This window comes from Zeaxanthinibacter sp. PT1, from assembly GCF_028464225.1.
Classification (GTDB): domain Bacteria; phylum Bacteroidota; class Bacteroidia; order Flavobacteriales; family Flavobacteriaceae; genus Zeaxanthinibacter.
This window is the reverse complement of the sequence record NZ_JAQPCN010000005.1, coordinates 26,456-47,414: the sequence shown is the minus strand read 5'-3', so window position 1 is coordinate 47,414 and position 20,959 is coordinate 26,456. Positions and strand designations below refer to the sequence as shown.

The 20,959-nt window shown below is 44.5% G+C and carries 16 protein-coding genes and 1 other RNA gene; 11 read left to right on the top strand and 6 right to left on the bottom strand.

Annotation, left to right across the window (positions count from 1 at the left end; translation table 11 throughout):
• Window positions 1–124: 124 nt before the first annotated feature.
• On the bottom strand, window positions 125–1,876 hold the full coding sequence (locus PP178_RS12560) for a TonB-dependent receptor (protein ID WP_272594704.1): 1,752 nt from the start codon (window positions 1,874–1,876) through the stop codon (window positions 125–127).
• Between the two features lie 14 nt (window positions 1,877–1,890).
• The gene (locus PP178_RS12555) at window positions 1,891–4,911 is read right to left on the bottom strand and encodes a tetratricopeptide repeat protein (protein ID WP_272594703.1); all 3,021 of its coding nucleotides are present in this window, start codon (window positions 4,909–4,911) and stop codon (window positions 1,891–1,893) included.
• Between the two features lie 228 nt (window positions 4,912–5,139).
• Here PP178_RS12555 and PP178_RS12550 point away from each other — a divergent pair, with 228 nt between their 5' ends.
• The 3 genes from PP178_RS12550 to ppgK all read left to right on the top strand — a co-directional run bounded on the left by PP178_RS12550 (window position 5,140) and on the right by ppgK (window position 7,524).
• Window positions 5,140–5,823 carry a cell division ATP-binding protein FtsE gene (locus tag PP178_RS12550; protein WP_272594702.1) on the top strand — a complete coding sequence of 228 codons (684 nt, stop codon included), beginning with the start codon at window positions 5,140–5,142 and terminating at the stop codon, window positions 5,821–5,823.
• Window positions 5,824–5,876: 53 nt separating this feature from the next.
• Window positions 5,877–6,692 carry an NUDIX hydrolase gene (locus PP178_RS12545; RefSeq protein ID WP_272594701.1) on the top strand — a complete coding sequence of 272 codons (816 nt, stop codon included), beginning with the start codon at window positions 5,877–5,879 and terminating at the stop codon, window positions 6,690–6,692.
• Window positions 6,693–6,759: 67 nt separating this feature from the next.
• Window positions 6,760–7,524, top strand: a complete 765-nt coding sequence (ppgK, locus tag PP178_RS12540; protein ID WP_272594700.1) for a polyphosphate--glucose phosphotransferase — start codon at window positions 6,760–6,762, stop codon at window positions 7,522–7,524.
• A gap of 7 nt (window positions 7,525–7,531) precedes the next feature.
• On the opposite strand, the gene typA is transcribed toward ppgK, so the two are convergent.
• Both typA and PP178_RS12530 read right to left on the bottom strand, forming a co-directional pair.
• Entirely contained in the window at window positions 7,532–9,331 is a 1,800-nt protein-coding gene (typA, locus tag PP178_RS12535; protein WP_272594699.1) for a translational GTPase TypA, read from the bottom strand.
• A 96-nt stretch (window positions 9,332–9,427) separates the two neighbouring features.
• On the bottom strand, window positions 9,428–9,916 hold the full coding sequence (locus PP178_RS12530; RefSeq protein ID WP_272594698.1) for a DinB family protein: 489 nt from the start codon (window positions 9,914–9,916) through the stop codon (window positions 9,428–9,430).
• Window positions 9,917–10,168: 252 nt separating this feature from the next.
• On the opposite strand from PP178_RS12530, the gene kdsA reads away from it, so the two are divergent.
• Window positions 10,169–10,990, top strand: coding sequence for a 3-deoxy-8-phosphooctulonate synthase (kdsA, locus tag PP178_RS12525; RefSeq protein ID WP_272594697.1), 822 nt, complete (start codon window positions 10,169–10,171; stop codon window positions 10,988–10,990).
• Between the two features lie 181 nt (window positions 10,991–11,171).
• Complete coding sequence (locus PP178_RS12520) at window positions 11,172–12,416, top strand: mechanosensitive ion channel (RefSeq protein ID WP_272594696.1); 1,245 nt, start codon at window positions 11,172–11,174, stop codon at window positions 12,414–12,416.
• A 154-nt stretch (window positions 12,417–12,570) separates the two neighbouring features.
• Here PP178_RS12520 and PP178_RS12515 read toward each other — a convergent pair whose 3' ends face one another.
• Window positions 12,571–12,876, bottom strand: coding sequence for a hypothetical protein (locus PP178_RS12515; RefSeq protein ID WP_272594695.1), 306 nt, complete (start codon window positions 12,874–12,876; stop codon window positions 12,571–12,573).
• A 239-nt stretch (window positions 12,877–13,115) separates the two neighbouring features.
• Between PP178_RS12515 and PP178_RS12510 the strand changes: the two genes are divergently transcribed.
• Entirely contained in the window at window positions 13,116–13,466 is a 351-nt protein-coding gene (locus PP178_RS12510; RefSeq protein ID WP_272594694.1) for a four helix bundle protein, read from the top strand.
• Window positions 13,467–13,523: 57 nt separating this feature from the next.
• Here PP178_RS12510 and PP178_RS12505 read toward each other — a convergent pair whose 3' ends face one another.
• The gene (locus PP178_RS12505; protein ID WP_272594693.1) at window positions 13,524–14,729 is read right to left on the bottom strand and encodes an NAD(P)-dependent oxidoreductase; all 1,206 of its coding nucleotides are present in this window, start codon (window positions 14,727–14,729) and stop codon (window positions 13,524–13,526) included.
• Between the two features lie 203 nt (window positions 14,730–14,932).
• Here PP178_RS12505 and ssrA point away from each other — a divergent pair.
• From ssrA to PP178_RS12480, 5 genes are all read left to right on the top strand, one after another.
• Window positions 14,933–15,330, top strand: a transfer-messenger RNA (tmRNA) gene (ssrA, locus tag PP178_RS12500).
• A gap of 709 nt (window positions 15,331–16,039) precedes the next feature.
• Complete coding sequence (locus PP178_RS12495) at window positions 16,040–16,288, top strand: GIY-YIG nuclease family protein (RefSeq protein ID WP_272594692.1); 249 nt, start codon at window positions 16,040–16,042, stop codon at window positions 16,286–16,288.
• Window positions 16,289–16,884: 596 nt separating this feature from the next.
• Window positions 16,885–18,051, top strand: coding sequence for a hypothetical protein (locus tag PP178_RS12490; RefSeq protein WP_272594691.1), 1,167 nt, complete (start codon window positions 16,885–16,887; stop codon window positions 18,049–18,051).
• Between the two features lie 627 nt (window positions 18,052–18,678).
• On the top strand, window positions 18,679–20,253 hold the full coding sequence (locus PP178_RS12485) for a M81 family metallopeptidase (protein ID WP_272594690.1): 1,575 nt from the start codon (window positions 18,679–18,681) through the stop codon (window positions 20,251–20,253).
• 186 nt (window positions 20,254–20,439) lie between these two features.
• Window positions 20,440–20,850, top strand: coding sequence for a hypothetical protein (locus PP178_RS12480; protein WP_272594689.1), 411 nt, complete (start codon window positions 20,440–20,442; stop codon window positions 20,848–20,850).
• Window positions 20,851–20,959: the final 109 nt, after the last annotated feature.

Genomic DNA, 20,959 nt, shown 5'->3' with positions numbered 1-20,959 from the left:
CTTTAATGCGTCTTTCACAGACCAATTTAATCAATTATCTGCCAGCCAGCCTTACCTCATCGATATAGGGTTTATTTACCCGGGTCAAATTCAATCAGTTAACCACTGATTACCACCTAAATTTTTAAAGATCAAACTTATACGTTAAGCCGCCGAGTACCTGTAAACTCTGGACCCTGAAATTAGCCCAACGCTGGTACTGGTTATCTGCCAGGTTGCTTCCACGGACAAAGACCGAGAATTGCTCAGAGAAGCGATAACCTACATGGGCGTTGGCATCAAAATAGCTGTCCAGGGTTACCAAAGCCGCATTGGGCTCACTTGGAAAGGTTGTAGTCACCACCTCTGTAGCCAGGTCTTCACGCTCCCCTACATAGAATAATGTTCCACCCACATACCATTGCTCCCCGATCTGGTAATCCAGGAAGAGACTGGCTTCTGTATTCGGGAGGTTCCATGCAGGATTCCCCGTTTCCGTATTATAGTCATAGATAGCAGCATTGATTCCCAGGCTGAAATTGCGGTTGACATCCACATTGAGCTCTCCGAAGAGACCAAGGGTTTTTACGTCGTCGTAAAACAATTCGAATGAATTCCCGTAATGATATGCTTTCTCATCATCCCTGAACTCGTTAATGGCATTAAGCAGGTACAGCGGCTTACGGTTTTCTGCCGTATAGGAACCTTTAAAGTTATAACTGAGGTTAGGCAACAACTGCCCCTTTAATCCAAGGTAGGCATCGTATTGACGATCTGTGGGTACCACCTGCAAGGTTGGCGAAACATATGGGTTTTCCCTGGTATACCCGTAATACGAATTCTGTTCCAGCTCCCCTTCTACCCCTACATAAACAATAGCAGATTCCTCGAGCAGCCTGTAGGAAGCTTTGACGGAAGGATAGATGTAAAAATTGCTATCGTTATTCTCCAGGTCCTGGCCATACACAAAATTAGCGCCCAGGTTCAGGGTATAATCCTCCCCTTTCATCTCCAGGCTGGGGTTAATACCAAGCTGCAGCAAACCGTAGTCTATGCCCGTATTGTTTTCGGGATTATTGACATCGGCATTGGCAAAACTCCCCCCTACATAATCGACCTTAGCTTTAATGAAAAGAGATTCATTTTCCAATGGAATCTGAAACTGTGGCTTAAATACTGCGCGATTCTCACCGGAGTCCACGGCATCCCAAAAACGACGGTACAGGATATCTCCCCTTTTAAAGAATGAAGATTCGGTTTCCAGGTGGGCATGAGCGCCGGCGTGGTAGTAGTGCTGTTGTTCATCCATAGCCTGGACTGTTGCTTCACTCAAAATACCCCCGGGAATACCATACCAATTATACAGTCGATGACTTCCTTCTATTCCCGCACCCCAGCTCAATGAACTTGCCTTCTGGGTATAGTTCAGACCGAGGTTGCTGTTGTAAAAATCAGTATCTAGCGGGGTATCTTCAATATCTCCCCTGGATGAAAAATGGTTAAGGCTCACATCAAAGCGCTGGTCTCCCTGGTCCATCTCATGGCTGGTGTAAAAATCCACCAATGCATTATTGAAATTACCCACTGCAGCTGTGAGGTACGAATTGTAGAGCGATTCAGGGCTTTCCTTTTCTACCTGGGCGGCACGTCCTTTGGACGGACTGAAAGTTGAAGCTACCGGCACAGAAAATATGGTATACTGTATGGGTTTTTTCTGCAGGATAATAGAATCTGTCAATGCCGGCTCAGGCTTTATTTTAAAAGCGTCCGATACCGTTGGGGAATAGGGCTTTACCACGGTGACCGTTTCCGTTCCAATGGGTTGTTCCTCCTGAGCCATCAGGGTGTTCCCACACAGGAATAGCACTGACAGTATGAATAAATTTATAGGTCTCATGTTCATTTCCACTTTTAGTTACCCCCGCTCTCTATGGAGGAATTGCTTTCAGATTCTTTTTCCCTTATGCTTGCCAATTCGGTCCTGGCCTCCTGAACAATCTCAGGGAACTGCTCAAAATTCGAGATCACACTTTCAAGGATATAGGTGGCCTGGTAGGCGTCTCCCAGGGCGTAGTAGTTCCGCGACATCAACACAAGCCCTTTTCCGCTCCATCGTTTGTAGGCCGCATAGTCCTTCACTAATTTCTGTACTGCCGTATTGGACGCTTCGTATTTCCCATTCTTATTCTTAAAGTAAGCGTCGTAATATGTAGCCTCTGCCGCGAGCTCTCCACTGGCAATCTTAAGCACTTCTGCATAAGCAGATTCTGCCCTGGATTCGTTGCCGGTGGCGATGGCAGAACGAGCGATCATGACCTGGGCATCGCTGCGGATACGGTTATCTATACCCGGGGTAGACAGCACTTGTTCTGCATACGCGATTGTCTTTTGGTAATCTCCCTGCTCATAATATCCTTTCATCAGGTTAGAGCGGGCAAAGGTGCGGTTCTGGCTGATCTCTGCGGTCTCCTCCAGCCTTTGTAAATAAGGCAGGGCATTGGCATACTGGTCTTTGGCCACGTAAATGGAAGCCACCCTGGTCAGTGCCTGCTCGTTGTATTCACCCCTGCCACCGTCGGCTACCTGCTTGTAATGCGGAAGTGCCTTATCGGTGTTTCCTGCACCGTAATACAGTTGAGCCAGGTTAAAATGCGCTTCCTGGCTGTGGAGTCCGCTTGGGAACGATCTAAGGTATTCTTCGTACCCCTTTATCGCTGCTTCTTTCTTGCCTTCCAACTGCTGTTTGCTCGCCGATTCATAGGTAGCATTATCCAGCTCGGCATCGGTCACTTCTACAAAGTCGAGCCCTTCTACCCACTGGGCATATTCGTTAACACGGCCCGTATCCACGTAGATGAGTTTTGCCGTAGCTACAGCCTGTATCGCTTCCTGGGAGTTTGCGTAATCGCGTACGACCGACTTAAATTTCTCTAAAGCCTGGTCATTGCGGTTGGCATTATAATGAATCAATCCCTGACGCAATAGGGCCTGGGGAACAAGGCTGCTCATGCGGTATTCCCTGATCAGCCTGTCATAGGCCTGCAGGGCCTGTTGATCTGATCCATTGCGGACATAAGAATTCCCTAATTCGAACAACGCATCATCCTTGAGGGGCGAATCCGGGTAACGCGAAATAAAGGCATTGAGTTCCTCCATTTTCTGGTCATTCCTGTCGACAAATCCGTAGCTTAATGCTTTCTGGAAGGCCGCATAATCCTTTTCGGTGCTGTTGGTTGCCAGGACCTTGTTATATGCCTCCATGGCCGGCCAGTACTTACTGCTTACAAAATAACTGTCTCCCAAACGCACATTGGCATCATTGACCATAGGTCCGGAACCCCCGCTAGCGGCATAACGCTCAAAATAGGTGCTGGCCCGGTCGTATTCCTTCATTTTAAAATGCGTATATCCCTGGTGGTAATCCAGGTTTTTATATTCTGCGGTGGCCGAAGCTCTCGGTAATTGCCTGAAAGAATTAAAATCGGCCAGGGCCTCTTCATAGCGATTCAGAACGTATGCCGATTCTGCCTTCCAATACCTGGCACGGGCCTGGAATAAAGCATTATCCGAAAACTGTAATGATTTTGAGAAATGCTCTAAAGCTTCTGCATACTGCAGGTCCTGGAACAGTTCCAGCCCACGGTAGAAGGCTACCTTCTGATACGTTTCTTTACTCGCGTAATCCCTGTTCTTTTCCAGCAGTTCTAAAGCTCCTTTAAAATTCCGTGAAGTGATGTACGAATCGACCAGGAGCTCCTGGATTTCTCTGGAATTAGGATCATTGGGATATTTCTGCAAGAAGGTGGTCAGCACCTGTGGTACCGGTTCATAGGCATTCCCCAATTCATAACTCAGCCTGGCATAGTTGAGGTAGGCATCTTTAGCAATTTCCGCACTGAAATCCATTTGTGAAGCATTTCGGAATGCATTCAGCGCTTCTTGCTTCTTCTCCAGTTTCAGGTAGCTGTCTGCCAGGTGATAATAGGCATTTTGTGAAACGCTGTTGGTTCCCCCGATGATCTTATTGAATTGCTGGATGGCATTGGCATAATCGCCTTGTTTGTAATAGCTGTAGCCCAGCAGGTAATAATCTGTATTGCTCCACTTGCCTCGCTTACCTTTGTAGGCCTCCAGGTAAGGAATGGCATTCTGATACTGGCCTAGGTTAAAATAGCTCTCCCCTATGATCTTGTTGAGTTCGGATACTTCCTGGGGTTCAGATTTCGGGATCTGTTTTTTAGCAAGGGCAATAGCTTCTTCAAACTTGCCTTGCTTAAAATTCATGTCGGCCTGGTAGTAGGAAAGTTTTTCATCCAGTACTTCCCGGTCCTCTATCTGGTCAAAACGGGCATTGGCCTTTTCATAGTCATCCTGCTGGTAAGCGATATACCCCAGGTAATATTTTGCCTGTGACCCGTAGGTGTCAGAATTCACCACCTTGTTCAGGTATGCTTCCCCTTCGGCGGGTTTGCCCGTTGCAAAAAATGAATACCCCATATTAAAATTAAACTGTTCTTCTTCCCTGGGAGACATACTCCCCTGGTCCACCTTGGAATACCAGCGGAGAGCATAAGGATACTTACCGTTGTTAAAGTAATAATCGGCAACATCGCGGTAGGCCGCATTCTGCTTGGTAGAAGTAGGGTAATTAGATACAAAATCCTCCATCATTCGGTCTGCGCCGGTCTGGTTCAGACGTACGGCAGCGTTTGCAGCATAATAGGCACTGTTGGCCTCGGTTTCGCCATCCTTGGTTTGCTGTTGCACTTTCTCAAAAATAGTCTGTGCTGCCTGGTACTGTCCATTATTGTACAGCGCCAGGGCCTCCTGGTACTGCCGCTCATCATGAGTGTATATCTTTGATTCCTGGGCCATACCGCTCGCAGACATGGCAAGTATTCCCAGGAACAGGGCCGTTTTTGTGGTTCGCATAGTGTTCTCTAATTAGTACGAATTCCCGTAATTTTCCTTCATAACGTCAAAAATGCCATCACAGTATGTTTACCCCCTGAACATTGCAACTTATCATTTCAGGAAAATAAACCACATGCTGGCAATGAAGCCCTTATGACGGGAAAGCCTATCAAAGAAAACAATTTTGTTATTCGCTTAGCCCGATATCCTGTGGAACTTATTACATTTATATCAACAAATACTACTATGAACGAGCGCGTACTGAGTTTGGAAGATGTAGCCGTGTTTCAACAAGAAAACATGGTATTGAATGACATTACCCTGGACATCCGCAAAGGAGAATTCGTGTACCTGATCGGGAAGACGGGAAGCGGAAAAAGTAGTTTTATGAAAACCCTGTACGCCGATCTTCCCCTGAAAGAAGGCAAAGGAGAAATCGTGGGATTCAACTTGAAATCACTCCGCGAGAAAGATATCCCATACCTAAGGCGCAAACTCGGAATCGTATTCCAGGATTTTAAATTGCTCCCAGACAGGAATGTGAATAAGAACATGGAATTTGTACTGAAAGCCACCGGCTGGAAAGACCAGACTAAAATAGATAATAAGATCCTGGAAGTCCTGGAGAAAGTGGGCATGAAAACCAAGGGTTTTAAATTTCCACACGAGCTTTCGGGAGGAGAGCAACAACGGATTGCGATTGCCAGGGCGTTGTTGAACGATCCTGAACTGATATTGGCTGATGAGCCAACCGGAAACCTGGATCCGCAAACCAGTGTGGAAGTGATGAAAGTACTACAGGATATCAATAAATCCGGACGCACAATATTGATGGCTACCCATGATTATGCACTGCTATTGAAATACCCCTCGAAAACACTGAAGTGCGATGGGAACAAGGTGTTTGAAGTGGTGCAGAAAGCTGTCTGAGCAATATTGATGTGTTTTCTTACATTTACCGGGCTAACCCGGACTAAGCTCATATGATCCTAAAAAAATTGATCCATCGCCCGGATCGGAAAGTGCATCCCCTGATCGGGCTGCTGTTATTCAGTATATCGGTCATCCTCATGGTAATCACCGGTCCTTTCGGATTCCTCTTCGGCATTTTCCACAGCCTGTTCTACAAAGGGATCAAAGGATTGGGAGAATATCTCCTGCAAGTAGCCATCTCCATTGATCAGCTGGGCAATGTACTTATGCAGCACCTGCTGAATGTGCTTTGGATCAGAAGGGGAGGTTATCCTTTTGGAAACCGGGATGAAACCATATCCAGTGCCCTGGGTCGAAATAAGGAATTAAGCCGCTTAACTGTATTTGGACGCGCTATAGACCGCTTGCTCGACCTGATTGACCCCAATCACAGCCTGAATTCCATCGATTATTATATAGAGCCCAGCCCGGGAACGGTTGACCGCTTGGTCTGGATCCATATCAGGCAGGGTAAATTGCTCACCCTGAGGTTTAAGGACCACGAGGAGCTCGACTTACCGGGGGGTCGGCGAATTCCAAGCAGTTCTGATGCTGCCAACCTGAAGAACCTCCTGGAACTGGAACTTGGAGTTGAGCCCATTATGAATTCCCTGACATACTTCCATACTTTTGAAGATGCTCTATACGAGATGGGTTCCGGAACTACGTTAAGACAAACCTGTTACACTGCCGATTATAAAGGAGAAATTCAGCCACATCCCTCCGTACAATCAGTAATTTGGCTGGGAAAAGAAGAATTGGAAAAACTTTCAGTGTCGGGCCAGGTAATTGGTCATTTCCTGGTATCACAGGGACTATTGACCTAATATCCCTGCTCAGAACGTTCAAGAATTTGATTATTTTTACGTTTATTGTTCAAAAAAGAAGACAATTATGGAAGTCCTAGGGATTGATATTGGAGGTTCGGGAATTAAAGGAGCCCTGATCGATATGAAAACAGGGGAAATGCTGACCGAGCGTCACCGGATTCCAACTCCAAAATCGAGAAAACCCGAGGCCATGGCCGAAGTGGTGGCCCAAATTGTCAATCATTTTGATTATAAAGGCCCTGTAGGCTGTGGCTTTCCCACGGTGATCAAGAACGGCGTCTGTAAGTCTCACGGAAACCTTCATCCCTCCTGGGACGGTGTAAATGTAGAGGCACTTTTTGAAAGGGTTACCGGGAACGAATTTACGGTGATCAATGATGCTGATGCGGCCGGTTATGCGGTCATGAATTATGGCAGCGGGCAGGGAGAAGACGGCTTTGTTGTCATCATTACCATCGGTACCGGTTTAGGAAGCGGCGCCTTCTTTAATGGAAAACTGATACCGAATTTTGAACTGGGACAAATCCCTTACAAGAAATTTGATAAAATAGAAACCTGGGCTGCCGGATCTGCAAAAGACCGGGAAGACCTGAGCTATAAGAAATGGGGAAAACGATTTAACCGATTCCTGGAACTGGTTGAGCTCGTTGTAGCCCCGGATCTAATTTTCCTGGGCGGTGGAGCGTCTAAGGACTTTGATGAATACAAGAAACAGATTAAAATAGAAACGCCGGTGGTACCAGCCAGGTTACAAAACCATGCGGGTATCATCGGCGCTGCTACAGCGGGACTCCGGTTTAAAAAAGAATGTATCCGGACTCCTGTCTAACTCAAAGTCAGACTGCTTTATTCCTCTTCCTGTCTACTTCTTTCAGGTGAATTTTACGGAGACGTAAGTGCTTAGGCGTTACCTCTACGTATTCATCCTTCTGGATGTATTCCAGGGCTTCCTCCAATGAGAATTTCACCGCAGGAACTATTTTTGCTTTATCATCCGCACCAGAAGAACGAACGTTAGATAGCTTTTTAGTCTTGGTCACGTTGACCGTCATATCATCACCACGCGAGTTTTCACCAATTACCTGGCCTTCGTAGATCTCTTCTCCCGGATCAACAAAGAAACGTCCGCGTTCCTGTAACTTATCGATAGAGTAAGGAATTGCCTTCCCGTTCTCCATAGAGATCAATGATCCGTTCTGCCTCTGGGGAATATCGCCTTTCATCGGTTGGTACTCCAGGAACCTGTGTGCCATGATGGCTTCACCCGCAGTTGCGGTCAGCAGTTGGTTTCGCAACCCGATAATACCCCGGGAAGGAATCTGGAACTCGATGACCATACGCTCTCCACGAGCTTCCATTTTAGTCATTTCTCCTTTACGAACCGATACCATTTCTACTGCCCTACCCGATACTTCTTCCGGAAGGTCTATCGTCAGGTGCTCTATCGGCTCACAAGCCACTCCATCAATCTTCTTGATGATAACCTGTGGTTGCCCGATCTGTAATTCGTAGCCTTCTCTCCTCATGGTTTCGATCAGAACAGAAAGGTGCAATACTCCACGTCCGAACACCATGAATTTATCAGCACTGTCCGTTTCATTAACCCTTAAAGCCAGGTTCTTTTCCAGCTCTCTTTCCAGGCGTTCCTTAATGTGACGGGAAGTCACAAACTTACCATCTTTCCCAAAGAAGGGACTGTCGTTTATCGTAAAGAGCATACTCATGGTAGGCTCATCAATAGCAATAGTTTTAAGAGCTTCCGGGTTCTCCAGGTCTGCTACGGTATCCCCGATATCAAAACCTTCTAAACCGGTAATAGCACATATATCTCCCGCTTGTACTTCATCTACTTTGATACGGCCAAGGCCTTCAAATGTGAAAAGTTCTTTGATGCGCGATTTTACAATCTTGCCATCTCTCTTCACCAATGAAACCTGCTGACCTTCTTTAAGGACACCACGTTGCAAACGACCAATAGCGATACGGCCTGTAAACGAAGAGTAATCCAGGGAAGTGATCAGCAATTGGGTGTTCCCTTCGGTTGTTTTGAATTCCGGGATGTGATTTACCACCATTTCCAGGAGCGGCTCAATAGAATCAGTTTGATTCTTCCAGTCTTCGCTCATCCAGTTGTTTTTGGCAGAACCATACACAACAGGGAAATCCAGCTGCCACTCTTCGGCACCCAACTCGAACATCAGGTCGAATACTTTTTCGTGCACCTCTTCAGGTGTACAGTTCTCTTTATCCACCTTATTCACTACCACACATGGCTTAAGACCCAGGTCTATAGCCTTCTGCAGTACAAAGCGAGTCTGTGGCATAGGACCTTCAAAGGCATCCACCAACAAAAGAACACCATCAGCCATGTTCAGTACGCGTTCTACCTCACCACCAAAATCGGCGTGACCGGGGGTATCGATAATATTGATCTTAGTATCCTTGTAAACTACAGAGACGTTTTTAGAAACGATGGTAATACCCCGCTCCCGCTCCAGGTCATTATTATCAAGGATGAGCTCACCGGTCTTTTCGTTATCACGAAATAAGCGGCAATAGTGTAAGATCTTATCGACCAGGGTAGTCTTCCCGTGGTCAACGTGGGCAATAATTGCAATGTTTTTTGTTTTGGACATAGCCTTAATTTAAGCGCGCAAAGATAGTCAAAAACAATTCAGTACAAGCATCCACCCGGAAATTTGTCAAAGACTTAACTAATTGAGTGTCAACACCTATGAATGTTCATCTGCAGAAGGCCCGTAAGTAGCAGGAACGGATTCATCCAGAAGCCTGAGGTAAACGCCCAGTTGAGCCCTGTGATGGGGCAGTTGGTTCATCACGGACCGCAATACTTTGTATTTCTTATCTACCCAGATGGGTTTGCCGCCCATAATCATCCGCCATTCCTTATCGGTAAATTCGGAATCTTCTTTCTGGAGGGAGGCCCTGGCGTTCCTTTCATTCTCCCGGAGTTTGCCGACCATCTCTTCAACGGAATCGTCAAGGGGCGCCTTGTAATCATCCATTGATATCTCGTCGGTTTCCATGGTACCGGAGATCCAACTGGGTATTTCTGCCAGGTGGCTTCCCAGTTGCCGGAAGGTCATGGATTTAGTATGGGGCTTCCAGTCCAATTTATCTGCGGGAATACGTTTTAGGAATTTCTCGGTCAGGGCAACCTCTTGCTCCAGTTCAGGAATAAGAATCTCTTTGAATTTCATGGCTATGGCTTTACTTAAAATTACGAAAAATAACCCTTGAATATCAGCACTTTTATCTACTTCTCACCCTTATCATCGCGTGCCATTTGATAGTATTACCATAATATTTATAATAGGTTATACGACCATGTAATGGCCTCATTTTAATTACCAATTAAACTTATTTTGACTTATTTAAATTATATGGTATTGTCCTCATATACTTTGATAACCTCTACAACTCAAATTCCTATCTTTGCTTAAAATCACAACATGGATATTTCACTCATTCCCCAGATAAAACATACCGACAGCAATAACTTCTTTTTACTGTCCGGTCCTTGCGCGATTGAAGGCGAGGACATGGCCTTGAGGATCGCTGAAAAAGTGGTTGGTCTGACTGATCAACTCAAAATTCCTTATGTCTTTAAAGGCAGTTTCAAAAAGGCCAACCGGAGTCGGGCAGATTCTTTTACAGGGATAGGAGATGAAAAAGCGTTAAAAATCCTGAGAAAAGTATCTGAAACCTTTAAAGTACCGACCGTTACTGACATCCATGAACCGGCAGATGCGGCAATGGCGGCTGAATATGTGGATGTACTGCAGATCCCGGCCTTCCTGGTACGGCAGACCGACCTGTTGACGGCGGCGGCTGAAACGGGAAAAGCGGTGAACTTGAAGAAGGGTCAGTTCATGAGCCCCGAGAGTATGAAACACGCGGTGAACAAGATACAGGAATCAGGCAATAAGCAGGTCTGGGTAACGGATCGCGGCACTATGTTCGGCTACCAGGATATGATCGTCGATTTCAGGGGAATTCCCACCATGAAACAATATGCCCCTGTTGTACTAGATGTCACCCACAGTTTACAGCAGCCCAACCAGGCCTCCGGGGTTACGGGTGGTCGCCCGGAATTGATCAATACCATGGCCAGAGCGGGAATCGCAGCCGGTGTGGACGGTATTTTTATCGAAACCCACTTTGATCCTGCCAATGCCAAAAGTGATGGCGCAAATATGCTGGCATTAGACCGGATGGAGCAGCTTCTGACCAACCTGGTTAAACTTCGGGCTACTGTAAATTCATTGGTTTAATTATTATGGATTCACGGAATTGAAGCAGAAGGAAATTGATCCTAATACACAGTATATTAACGCGTTACACTAAATATTAATGCAATCTGCACTAGTATTAACCCTATAACCATTCACATTTTAAGAAGGCCATTAGATTTAATAAATTAAGAGGACAATCCTAAAATTTAACATATATCTAATGAAAAATCAACTAGAAAATTTTGCCGACAGGGTGGTAGATTTCTTACCCGGCCTTCTTGGCGCACTTGTCGTATTATTAATTGGCTGGCTCATTGCCAGGGGTATCAAGATGCTCGTAGTAAAGCTACTTCGACGCACTTCCTGGGATGAAAAATTACTCCGGGGCAGTAATGTAGATGATTCCAATAAATTTATCGGGAACATATTCTACTATATCATCATGATCATGGTGATCCTGATCGTCCTTGAAATTCTGGGAGTGGACGAGGTACTTACTCCACTTGAGAATATGTTAGGGGAATTCCTGATGTTTATCCCAAACCTGGTGGGTGCCGTACTGATAGGTTTTGTAGGCTACCTGCTCGCAAAATTTGTGTCGAATCTCGTTACTATTGGTGGGAATTTCTTAGACCGACTCGTTGATAAGACAGGATTTAAGGATACTGATAAACTGGTATCTATCCTTAAGAAAATCGTTTTCATTATTATATTCATCCCCTTCCTTATCCAGGCCTTTAACGCCCTGGAAATGGAGGCTATTTCCGGACCCGCTAACAGTATCCTGGCCGGATTTACCGAAATGATCGGACAAATCATCATTGCCGCGGCCATACTGCTTGTTTTCGTATGGGGAGGAAAATACCTGGCACGTTTCTTAGAAGACCTGTTCAACAGTATGGGAATGGACAGGCTGGCACAATCGCTTCGCTTACAGAATATGATAGGTGCAGGGCAATCATTCGCTAAATTAGTGGCTAACCTGATCTATTTTTTCCTGGTCTTCTTTGGTGTAATCACAGCGGTGGAAATTCTCGGATTAGACCGGTTGACAGAAACGCTGAACCAGATCCTGGAGGTCACCGGGCAAATCCTCTTCGGATTGGTCATCCTGGCCATAGGAAACTATATTTCCGTGATCATTTACGATACCCTGAGGAAAGGAAATAATAACCGTTTTATAGCAAGTCTAGTACGTTGGGCTTCGCTGGCCTTGTTCATTGCCATTGCATTAAGGACTATGGGCATTGCAAATGAAATCGTAGAATTAGCTTTCGGATTAACGCTTGGAGCCATAGCGGTGGCTATAGCCCTGAGCTATGGTCTTGGAGGACGTGAAGCGGCCGGGGAACATTACCGGGAGATTATACAGAAGTTCAAAGAGCCTAAGGAATCCGAAGAAAAGAATGAAGACCGCTTGCCCCCAACTCCACCCAGGGATCGTTTGCCGGGCGATAGTTTATAAATATTCTTATAATACCCTCATACCCTCCTTAACCGGAGGGTTTTTTTATGTAATACATTTAATGAATGTTGAAAGAGTAGCGATAATAAACTTAAATCCCGATTGGCGCTCAAGGTCATCGCTGAAGTTATATATAGGGGTCCGGATATTTATCTTAATCCTGTATCCTTGGAGTAAGGGGCTTTTTAGTGAAGAGGGTACGAGCAAAACCCAGGTTAATATCCCGGTCAAAATCCCTTTTCAGTTTAGGGCTCAAAATTTCCGGTCTTGAATGACTCATATTGACCTGTTCCAATTTCATGTCGATCTCGAAGTAGAAACCTGAAAAATCGGGCCCGTCAAATTCAGGGTGGGAAATCAGGAAACGAGTGATCTTAGGGCGCAATTGGTATTCCAGTTCTATACAGAACTTCCGCAGCTCCTCATCGATTCTTTTACCGGATATCCATTGAAATTTCATTGAGCTCTCATGTAATCAGAATAGTAAGATACTATATTTCAGGATATAATGTTGAATTATGATTCGGACACTATAATAAAAATTAGGACGGAAGCGGGATTTACGGGTTACAGGGTTACAGGGTTACAAGGTTACAGGGTTACGAGTTTATCTTCCATACTAAATGTGGGTAATTGATATAAACGTGCTTTTTTTGTGCAGTGTTGAATAATACCTTGAAGAACTTACTAATAGCTTGAATGATTCACAAGGAATTGAATATCTCGAAAAAAAGCATCGCTTTGGTGATAGACATATATCAACTTACATCACTGTTGCCTGCATCGGAAAAATTTGGTTTATCCACCCAAATGCGTAAAGCCGTAGTGTCAATACCTGCTAATATAGCAGAGGGAGCCGGCAGAAGTTCCACGAAAGAATATTTAAGATTTCTCGATATAGCCACGGGTTCATTATCTGAATTGGAAACTCAACTCATTATTTGCGATAAACTGTCGTTATTGAGTGTCAATCAAGAACTATTTCTTAAAATCAGGGCTTTAAATAAGATGTTCTACAGACTCAAAAAAGTGCTCATGACCCGAATCTGATATAAAAAGCACCGTACCCTTGTAACCCTGTAACCCTGTAACCTTGTAACCCTATAGCTACTCCAGTCCATCCACATAATCCTGCAGGTAATCATAACGCTCTGTCAACTCCCCGTTTTGGGTCATACGTGCACGTTCCAGGATTCCACGGGCATCCCCGTTGAAGAAAGAGGGAATCACGTGTTCTACGAATGCCGCTCCAAAACCTTCACTCGCGTCCCTTGGAAGTTCCGCAGGCAGGTTGTCCACGGCCATTACGGCGATAGCTCCCGGTTTACGGAAATCGATTTCTGACTCCAGTTTTGGGTCGTAACCATATATTGGTTCAGCAATGGTTGAAGGTCGGATTGTAGAAGCTACGGGTCCATCGATATCACAAGAGATATCAGCCACCACGCTGATGCGGAAGTCGCGTCTTTTTGCATCAGTTCGGGTAAAGAGGTATGGGGCTTCTTCTGCGTAGAAATGACCGGCGATAAAGAGATCTGACACCCTGGCGAAACGCATAAAATCAGATTCGAAATCCTCGGGATGATCTATAAAATCAGACATCCTGGATTCATTGCCATCCTTACGTTTATTATAATCCAGCACCTCTAACTGGCAGAAGACCGGCTCATCAAAGGTCTCGTTCAGGTATTCTTCTACATTCACTTCGCGCATTTCCATTCCCTTAAGCATTTCCATGGCGCCTCCGCCGACCCTTCCTTTCCCTGTAAGAAGTATCTTTACATTCGGGAGAGAGATATCCCTAAGAACCTCTATCAGTGCTCTCTGGTCTTTCAGAGCTTCCGCTTTCGGAATCTCATAGAGATCGTGTTTAAGGCCAAAAGCCCTGAAGCCGTTGTAGGCTCCGACGATACCCGCATAACGGCCAAAGGCAACCAGGCGGGTATTGCGCTCGTCTGTAATCACTTCGTGGTCATACATCTCGATATCCTTATTCAGGATAGCCTGCAAGAGGTCGCGGTTATAAGGTTGTTTTTTGATGGTATGGGAAAAGAAAAAGTATTTTTTATTCGGGATCAGCGCTGCGATCGGCACTTCTTTTACGCCCAGTAGCACATCGCAATCTTCCATACGATCTTCTACAGGAATCCCGGCGATACGGTATTCCTCGTCGATAAACACCCGGATGGGAGAAGGCTCAACGATGATTTCGGCCTCGGGATAGGCTTTCAGGACTTTCTGGCAGGCTTGGGGAGACAATACCACACGGCGATCCGGCGGATTTTTGCGCTCCCGGATGATTCCGATTCGCATAAATAAAATTTGGTATAAATTTTGAACGAATGTAAGTGGAATTTAGCGAATTTCCGAATTCAAGAAGGTTTTCAGAAGCGCTATGAATAATGTATCTTTGTGAGTTCCCGCAAGCGGGATAGTGACACAGGTACAAAGGGACAAAGTGACAAACAGCTGATGTTGTGATCTGAGACCTTTAAGTATAAGTTCATTGATATAATGGGGCCGACTGGTTTTGACAGCAAGACCAATGGTTATGTAAGCATGCCGAGCGCTGGGATACAGCTCGTAAATCTCATATTTCACACTTTTTAAATGGCGAAGATAATTACGCTCTTGCCGCTTAATCTGAATTATAGTAGGATTTAGCCTCGTCCCTGCAAGGCAGGGAAGCGAGATGTCCCTGGATAGCCCTTGTTGACGGCGATCCATTCAGGGGCACCATAAAAGTCAACATAGGGGGATTGTAGCTTCGGCAATTCCTCAAAACTAAAGAAGCTAAGTGCGTAGTAGGCCGGTTCTGGTCAGCTGCGCATCGAAAACCAATCAGGACCTAAGCATGTAGAAAGCATGGTTATTGCTTGTTTGGACGAGGGTTCGAATCCCTCCGGCTCCACCTACGCCCTCCGGAGCTCTGATATTGTTAGAGCGAAGGGGGGCTTTTTATTTTCAGTTCAATTCAACCTCTTTTCTCAAGGGCTTCGGTGGATACAGATCCACCCTACTCCTAGCAAAAATTCGTATAGCTATTTTAGCGAAGGGGGGCTTATTTGTTTTCAGTTCAATTCAACCTCATTTTCTCAAGGGCTTCGGTGGATGCAGATCCACTCTACTCCTAGCAAAAATTCATATGCCTATTTAAGAGAAGTGGTGCTTTTTTATTTCTAGATCAAATCAACCACTTTTCTCGAGGGCTTCGCTGGATGCAGATCCACACTACTCCTAGGAAAAATTCATATGCCTATTTAAGAGAAGTGGTGCTTTTTTATATCTAGATCAAATCAACCACTTTTCTCGAGGGCTTCGGTAGATGCAGATCCACTCTATTCCAAGCAAAATTCATATAGCTATTTAAGCGAAGTGGTCCTTTTTTATTTCCAGATCAAATCAACCACTTTTCTCGAGGGCTTCGGTAGATGCAGATCCACTCTATTCCTAGCAAAATTCATATAGCTATTTAAGCGAAGGGGTGCTATTTCCAGATCCAATTCAACCTCTTTTCTCGAGGGCTTCGGTGGATGCAGATCCACTTCCCATGAGAGCAATCATGCTTAAAATGATTGCTGCATGGAAGATGCATGGGAAGATCTTTCTTTTGATTTCCAAAAATGAGAGAACTGCCATTTTGTGTTTACATATTAAAATGTAATAATGGGAAATTCTACACCGGGTGTTCCAGAAATTTAAATGAGCGATTAAAAGCACACCAATCAGGAGAAGTACATTTTACTAAAGATAAGTTGCCGGTTAAACTCGTTCACATTTCAAAATTCAATAACTCACTTACAGCTTACAATTTTGAACGATATCTAAAAACCGGGTCTGGAGCAGCATTCAGGAACAAACATTTGATCTGAGAATTAATTTTGCAGCGCAAAGCTGGGTTTGCATTTGCAGGACTGGAGACGAAGGGATCACCGGAGGTAATCCTGGAGGTTCGAGGTTTGAGGTTCGATGTTCGAGGTTTGAGGTTCGAAGTCTAGCCGCTTGCAGTAGGTAAGGCTTCGGCCCGTCCGACCGGCACCTGCCCGACTACGTTGTTCAAGCGGGCGGGCGGGTAAATTCGAGCTGCAACAAAGCGTAGTTTCTATTTCCATTTACTTAATTGCTATTTAAGCTTTCTGCGTTATAAATTGCTGAATAACAATATTATACAATTATTTTCTCTATATTTATAGTAAACAGGATTGATTATCATCTACTATTAGCTCTGTGCTAATCATAGTCAACTCAGATATGAAATACGATATGAGGAAAATAAAATTCCCTCTTCACTTCGCAACGTAGCTTTTAAGCCCTTTACGGTTTAAATACATCTATTACAGAACATTTTATAGAGCTAATTGATTTCCTGCCTCTACAGGCTGTCAGAAATCAATTTTAATACGAATATATCGTCGGACATATTCGGTACAGGATAATTATACCAAACAATTATTTTAAATATTCAATCATGAAAGATTCAATCATAAATACAAGCCGCATTGCTTATACATGCACAGTTCTATTACTATTTTACATATTAATTGCTTCCTGTAGTTCAGATACCAATTCTGATACAACTGACCTTGGATCTACGACTCCTTCAGATATACCATTTGGCGATTATCCGGATATTCCTCGCCCATCCAGTGTTGGTGATACGCAAAGAAGTGAATCAGAAAGAGATGTAGAAATAAAAGCATTGGCAACTGATTTCCGCCCTCCTGTCACTGGTATCCTAGGCAAGTGGAATATTCGAAGAGAAGCATGGCGCATTCTTAATCAGGGATATTGTGTGACTGAAGTAGTTAACGGGGTAGTACATAGTGATGAAATTCGTCACCGTGCCGTTCAAGTAAATTGTGCTTATCCCTTCGTTTGGTTATGGGTTTATTATCCAAATCGCACTGATAGAACACGAAGATACCTTGAAGGATTAGTTAAAAATGAACTCAATGGAAATGGTAGCGCGCATAGACCGATACTGGTTTCCGAAGGGAATATTATAAATGTTCCTAAATTTAGCTTCACATTTAGTCATAACGTCCTAGGAGATCAAGTCCAAACTCTTACACGGGAAGCTTGTGAAAGAGACGGTTATGGTGGAATTAGTCCATTACCCTGCCGCTATGACGACTGGTCTTTTTGTTCTGTGGAACAGCGGAAACTTACTAATCCTGTTTTTCTTAAGAAAGAAGTTTTTTGGCAAAGAGAGGGAGCTTTTGAATATTACGTTAATGACGAAGAAAGTGAGTTCACCAGAATGTTCAGTCGAACATTTAAATCAGGATATACAAAAAAACAAGGAGAATCGTTCGCCATTACAACTAAGAAAAGTTTAGAAGTAGGGGCGGAATATGAGGGAGTTAGTATCAAAGGAGGTATAGAAGAAACTTTGACTAATACGTTCTCAACTGAGATTACCGTAAGCGAGGAAGAAACAATTACTCAGTCCTGGACTGTTTCAATTGCAGGAAAATCAGAGGTTATTTTTGAGGTATGGAATCTCATCGAACAGTATTCTTTTGTTCTGGAAGATGGTTCTCCTTATACAGATCCTAATTATACTTTTGATGAATTAGGTATTCTAGAGAGCAGAGCGACTGTAGGTACTGCCATGGTTTCAACTTCATTTTAATTGAAGGTCCTTTACTATAAGGTTTTTACATTGAAGCGGGTTAGATTTAAGACCTTCTCTCATAATTCTTAACCCAACTGCCAAGGAATGATGGATAACCCCTTACGTGTAATTTGTAGGGGGTTTTATTTATCCTTCCTAACGAAGATAGTATCAAAAAATCACATTAAATCCAGAGTTAAGATTAGACCATTTAAAATTGATAGAAGAATATAGAGTACAGCAATAATGGTTAAGACATAAACATATCTCTTGGTACTGTTAGCATGTTTTTTCAATCTCCTTCTGCAAGAATAATTGCTCTAATATTATTTTTCATTCATCTGATTCCTCCCATGTCTTATCAAAACTATTCTAATCTTATTTCCTGTAGACCGTTAGTCCATAATCAGCTTTGTTATTGAAATTTGAGGGCGACAAAGCGGGGTATTTATTTCCATTTCACTTAGAAAAAATACTTCCTTCTACTATTTTGTCTTTTCTTTCGCATCTTCATCAAAATCAGCATTTTCTAATTCGCTCAATTATCGTCCTATTCTTTAATTTTATACATTCCAACCTCAACGTTAAAAGGGTTAAAAACTTTTTACAGACCCAAGTGCAGCCATAACCTAAACCACCAATATCTTGAAACCAGTTATAACTTCCTGTATACTAGTCCTGGTTCTACTGACCTCCTGTCAGCAGGACCAAAAACAAAAAAATACTGAAAACCTCCCCAGGATCGCCATTGCCGGCCTGGGAATAGAAAGCAGTACTTTCTCCCCTGCCCTAACGCACGAGGAGGCTTTCCACGCCAAGGAAGGTGCTGCCGTTTTTGAGCGGTATCCTTTTTTGCAAGCGGATTCCTTATACAGGAGTCGCGCGGAGTGGATACCCACCTTAGTTGGAAAATCATTGCCGGGTGGTACTGTGACCCGGGAAGCCTACGAATCACTGGTATCCAGAACCCTGGAACTATTAAAAGAAAATGGTCCTTATGACGGATTATTCTTCGACATTCATGGCGCTATGAGCGTGGTGGGTTTAGATGATCCCGAGGGCGACCTGATCAAACGCATCAGGGACGTAATCGGGACCGATGTGCTTATCTCCACCTCCATGGACCTGCATGGTAACGTATCCCAAAGATTGGCCAAGCATACCGATTTAATAACCTGTTACAGGATGGCACCCCATGAAGATGCCATCGAATCCAAAAAAAGAGCGGTCACCAATCTCCTGGAACGATTGGAAAGTGGTAAAGGTAAGCCCGAGTATAAGGCCTGGATCCCGGTACCCATACTGCTACCTGGCGAAAAAACCAGCACGAGAATTGAACCCGGTAAAAGTCTTTATGCAAAAGTACCAAGGGTAGCCAATAATGAAGGTGTTATAGATGCTGCTATCTGGATCGGTTATGCATGGGCTGATGAACCCCGGAACCATGCTGTAGTTATGGTTACCGGTGATGATAAAGAGGAGGTAGCAGAGGGAGCGGAATATCTTGCCCGGAGTTTCTGGGATGCACGGGAGCAATTCGAGTTCGTAGCTCCCACAACAACATTGGAAGAAAGTTTAAAAATGGCCTTATCCAGCGATAAGCAACCTTTTATCATTAGTGACATGGGAGATAACCCGACCGCCGGTGGCGCCGGAGACGTCACCTGGACGCTGCAACAATTATTGGCCCGACCCGAATTTAAGTCGGCCGACGGTCCTTCCTTAATATATGCCTCCATCCCCGGTCCTGAATTTGTGAAAGAAGCACTTGAAATAGGTATTGGCGGTAACATTAAGGCTACAGCCGGGGCCGCGGTTGATGACCGATTTGCCGGACCCGTGGAATTGGAAGGTACAATACAGGCCATTTATGAGGGAGATCGGGATGCGGAAACAGAGGTTGTGGTAAAAGTAGGCAGTATAAACGTTATCGTTACCAAGAAGCGAAAGCCCTACCATCACCTCAGCGATTTCACCAACCTCGGCCTCGATCCCAAGCAAACCGATATCGTAGTGGTAAAAATTGGGTACCTGGTACCTGAGCTTTACGATATACGTGGCGACTGGGTGATGGCATTAACCCCGGGCGGGGTGGACCAGGACCTTAATCGATTGGGCTATAAACGCATTGACAGACCTATATTTCCTTTAGACAGTGCCATGGTACAACCGGATTTAAAAACCCGTTTTATCCCGGCTTCTGATGCCGTCAGGAAATAAAAATCATGCTACTTAGATCCTGGTAATTCCATTTCTTTAATTGCCATCTGCGCATCCGCGATAATATTTTGACGAAATGTGCCATTCAATGTATTCCCTTTCCGGTATCTTATCCCTGATGTCGCGGAACAACTACGCTACGCGCCATTCTTGACCACTTAACCCAATTGAATAAAATTTACAGAAATGAATAAAGAAGATATTTTAGGCAAAGAACTCAGTAATCTATACGCAATTGCTAAGCAGGTAAATAACTATTTCAATGACAGTGATATCAGTTTCCTTTCGGAGAAATTCCAGCAGACCCTGATGGACTACGTCCGCTTCAGCTGTACCAACGAAGAGCAGGCTTCGACCATGCTAAAGGAAATTGAAGTTAATCCCGGGAATACAACCGATAGTATCGTAAATGAGATCACCGAGAACCTGACCGAAATCGGCAGGGAAGACTATGACAGTGACGAAGCGAAGGAACTGAGCTACCTGATGTCGCTGAACCGGCTTATGGAATATCACTGTGCCAACCTGGACAACCTGCAGTACCTGGTAAGAGTGGTCTACAAGGAATCAGAGAAAGAGGAACTGGAAACCGCCTAAGAAACCTATAAAACAGCGGAATTGCTATCCCCGGGGATAAAATCCGGAAATTCCATTCATTTTTCTTGGGATAAGACCCGTGTTATAGAGCTCTATCCTATATTTTACT

Excerpts from the sequence above, each read along its gene's own strand:
- PP178_RS12560 (WP_272594704.1), bottom strand. The coding sequence starts at position 1,876 with ATGAGACCTATAAATTTATTCATACTGTCAGTGCTATTCCTGTGTGGG.
- PP178_RS12555 (WP_272594703.1), bottom strand. The coding sequence starts at position 4,911 with ATGCGAACCACAAAAACGGCCCTGTTCCTGGGAATACTTGCCATGTCT.
- PP178_RS12550 (WP_272594702.1), top strand. The coding sequence starts at position 5,140 with ATGAACGAGCGCGTACTGAGTTTGGAAGATGTAGCCGTGTTTCAACAA.
- PP178_RS12545 (WP_272594701.1), top strand. The coding sequence starts at position 5,877 with ATGATCCTAAAAAAATTGATCCATCGCCCGGATCGGAAAGTGCATCCC.
- ppgK (WP_272594700.1), top strand. The coding sequence starts at position 6,760 with ATGGAAGTCCTAGGGATTGATATTGGAGGTTCGGGAATTAAAGGAGCC.
- typA (WP_272594699.1), bottom strand. The coding sequence starts at position 9,331 with ATGTCCAAAACAAAAAACATTGCAATTATTGCCCACGTTGACCACGGG.
- PP178_RS12530 (WP_272594698.1), bottom strand. The coding sequence starts at position 9,916 with ATGAAATTCAAAGAGATTCTTATTCCTGAACTGGAGCAAGAGGTTGCC.
- kdsA (WP_272594697.1), top strand. The coding sequence starts at position 10,169 with ATGGATATTTCACTCATTCCCCAGATAAAACATACCGACAGCAATAAC.
- PP178_RS12520 (WP_272594696.1), top strand. The coding sequence starts at position 11,172 with ATGAAAAATCAACTAGAAAATTTTGCCGACAGGGTGGTAGATTTCTTA.
- PP178_RS12515 (WP_272594695.1), bottom strand. The coding sequence starts at position 12,876 with ATGAAATTTCAATGGATATCCGGTAAAAGAATCGATGAGGAGCTGCGG.
- PP178_RS12510 (WP_272594694.1), top strand. The coding sequence starts at position 13,116 with ATGATTCACAAGGAATTGAATATCTCGAAAAAAAGCATCGCTTTGGTG.
- PP178_RS12505 (WP_272594693.1), bottom strand. The coding sequence starts at position 14,729 with ATGCGAATCGGAATCATCCGGGAGCGCAAAAATCCGCCGGATCGCCGT.
- PP178_RS12495 (WP_272594692.1), top strand. The coding sequence starts at position 16,040 with ATGAGAGAACTGCCATTTTGTGTTTACATATTAAAATGTAATAATGGG.
- PP178_RS12490 (WP_272594691.1), top strand. The coding sequence starts at position 16,885 with ATGAAAGATTCAATCATAAATACAAGCCGCATTGCTTATACATGCACA.
- PP178_RS12480 (WP_272594689.1), top strand. The coding sequence starts at position 20,440 with ATGAATAAAGAAGATATTTTAGGCAAAGAACTCAGTAATCTATACGCA.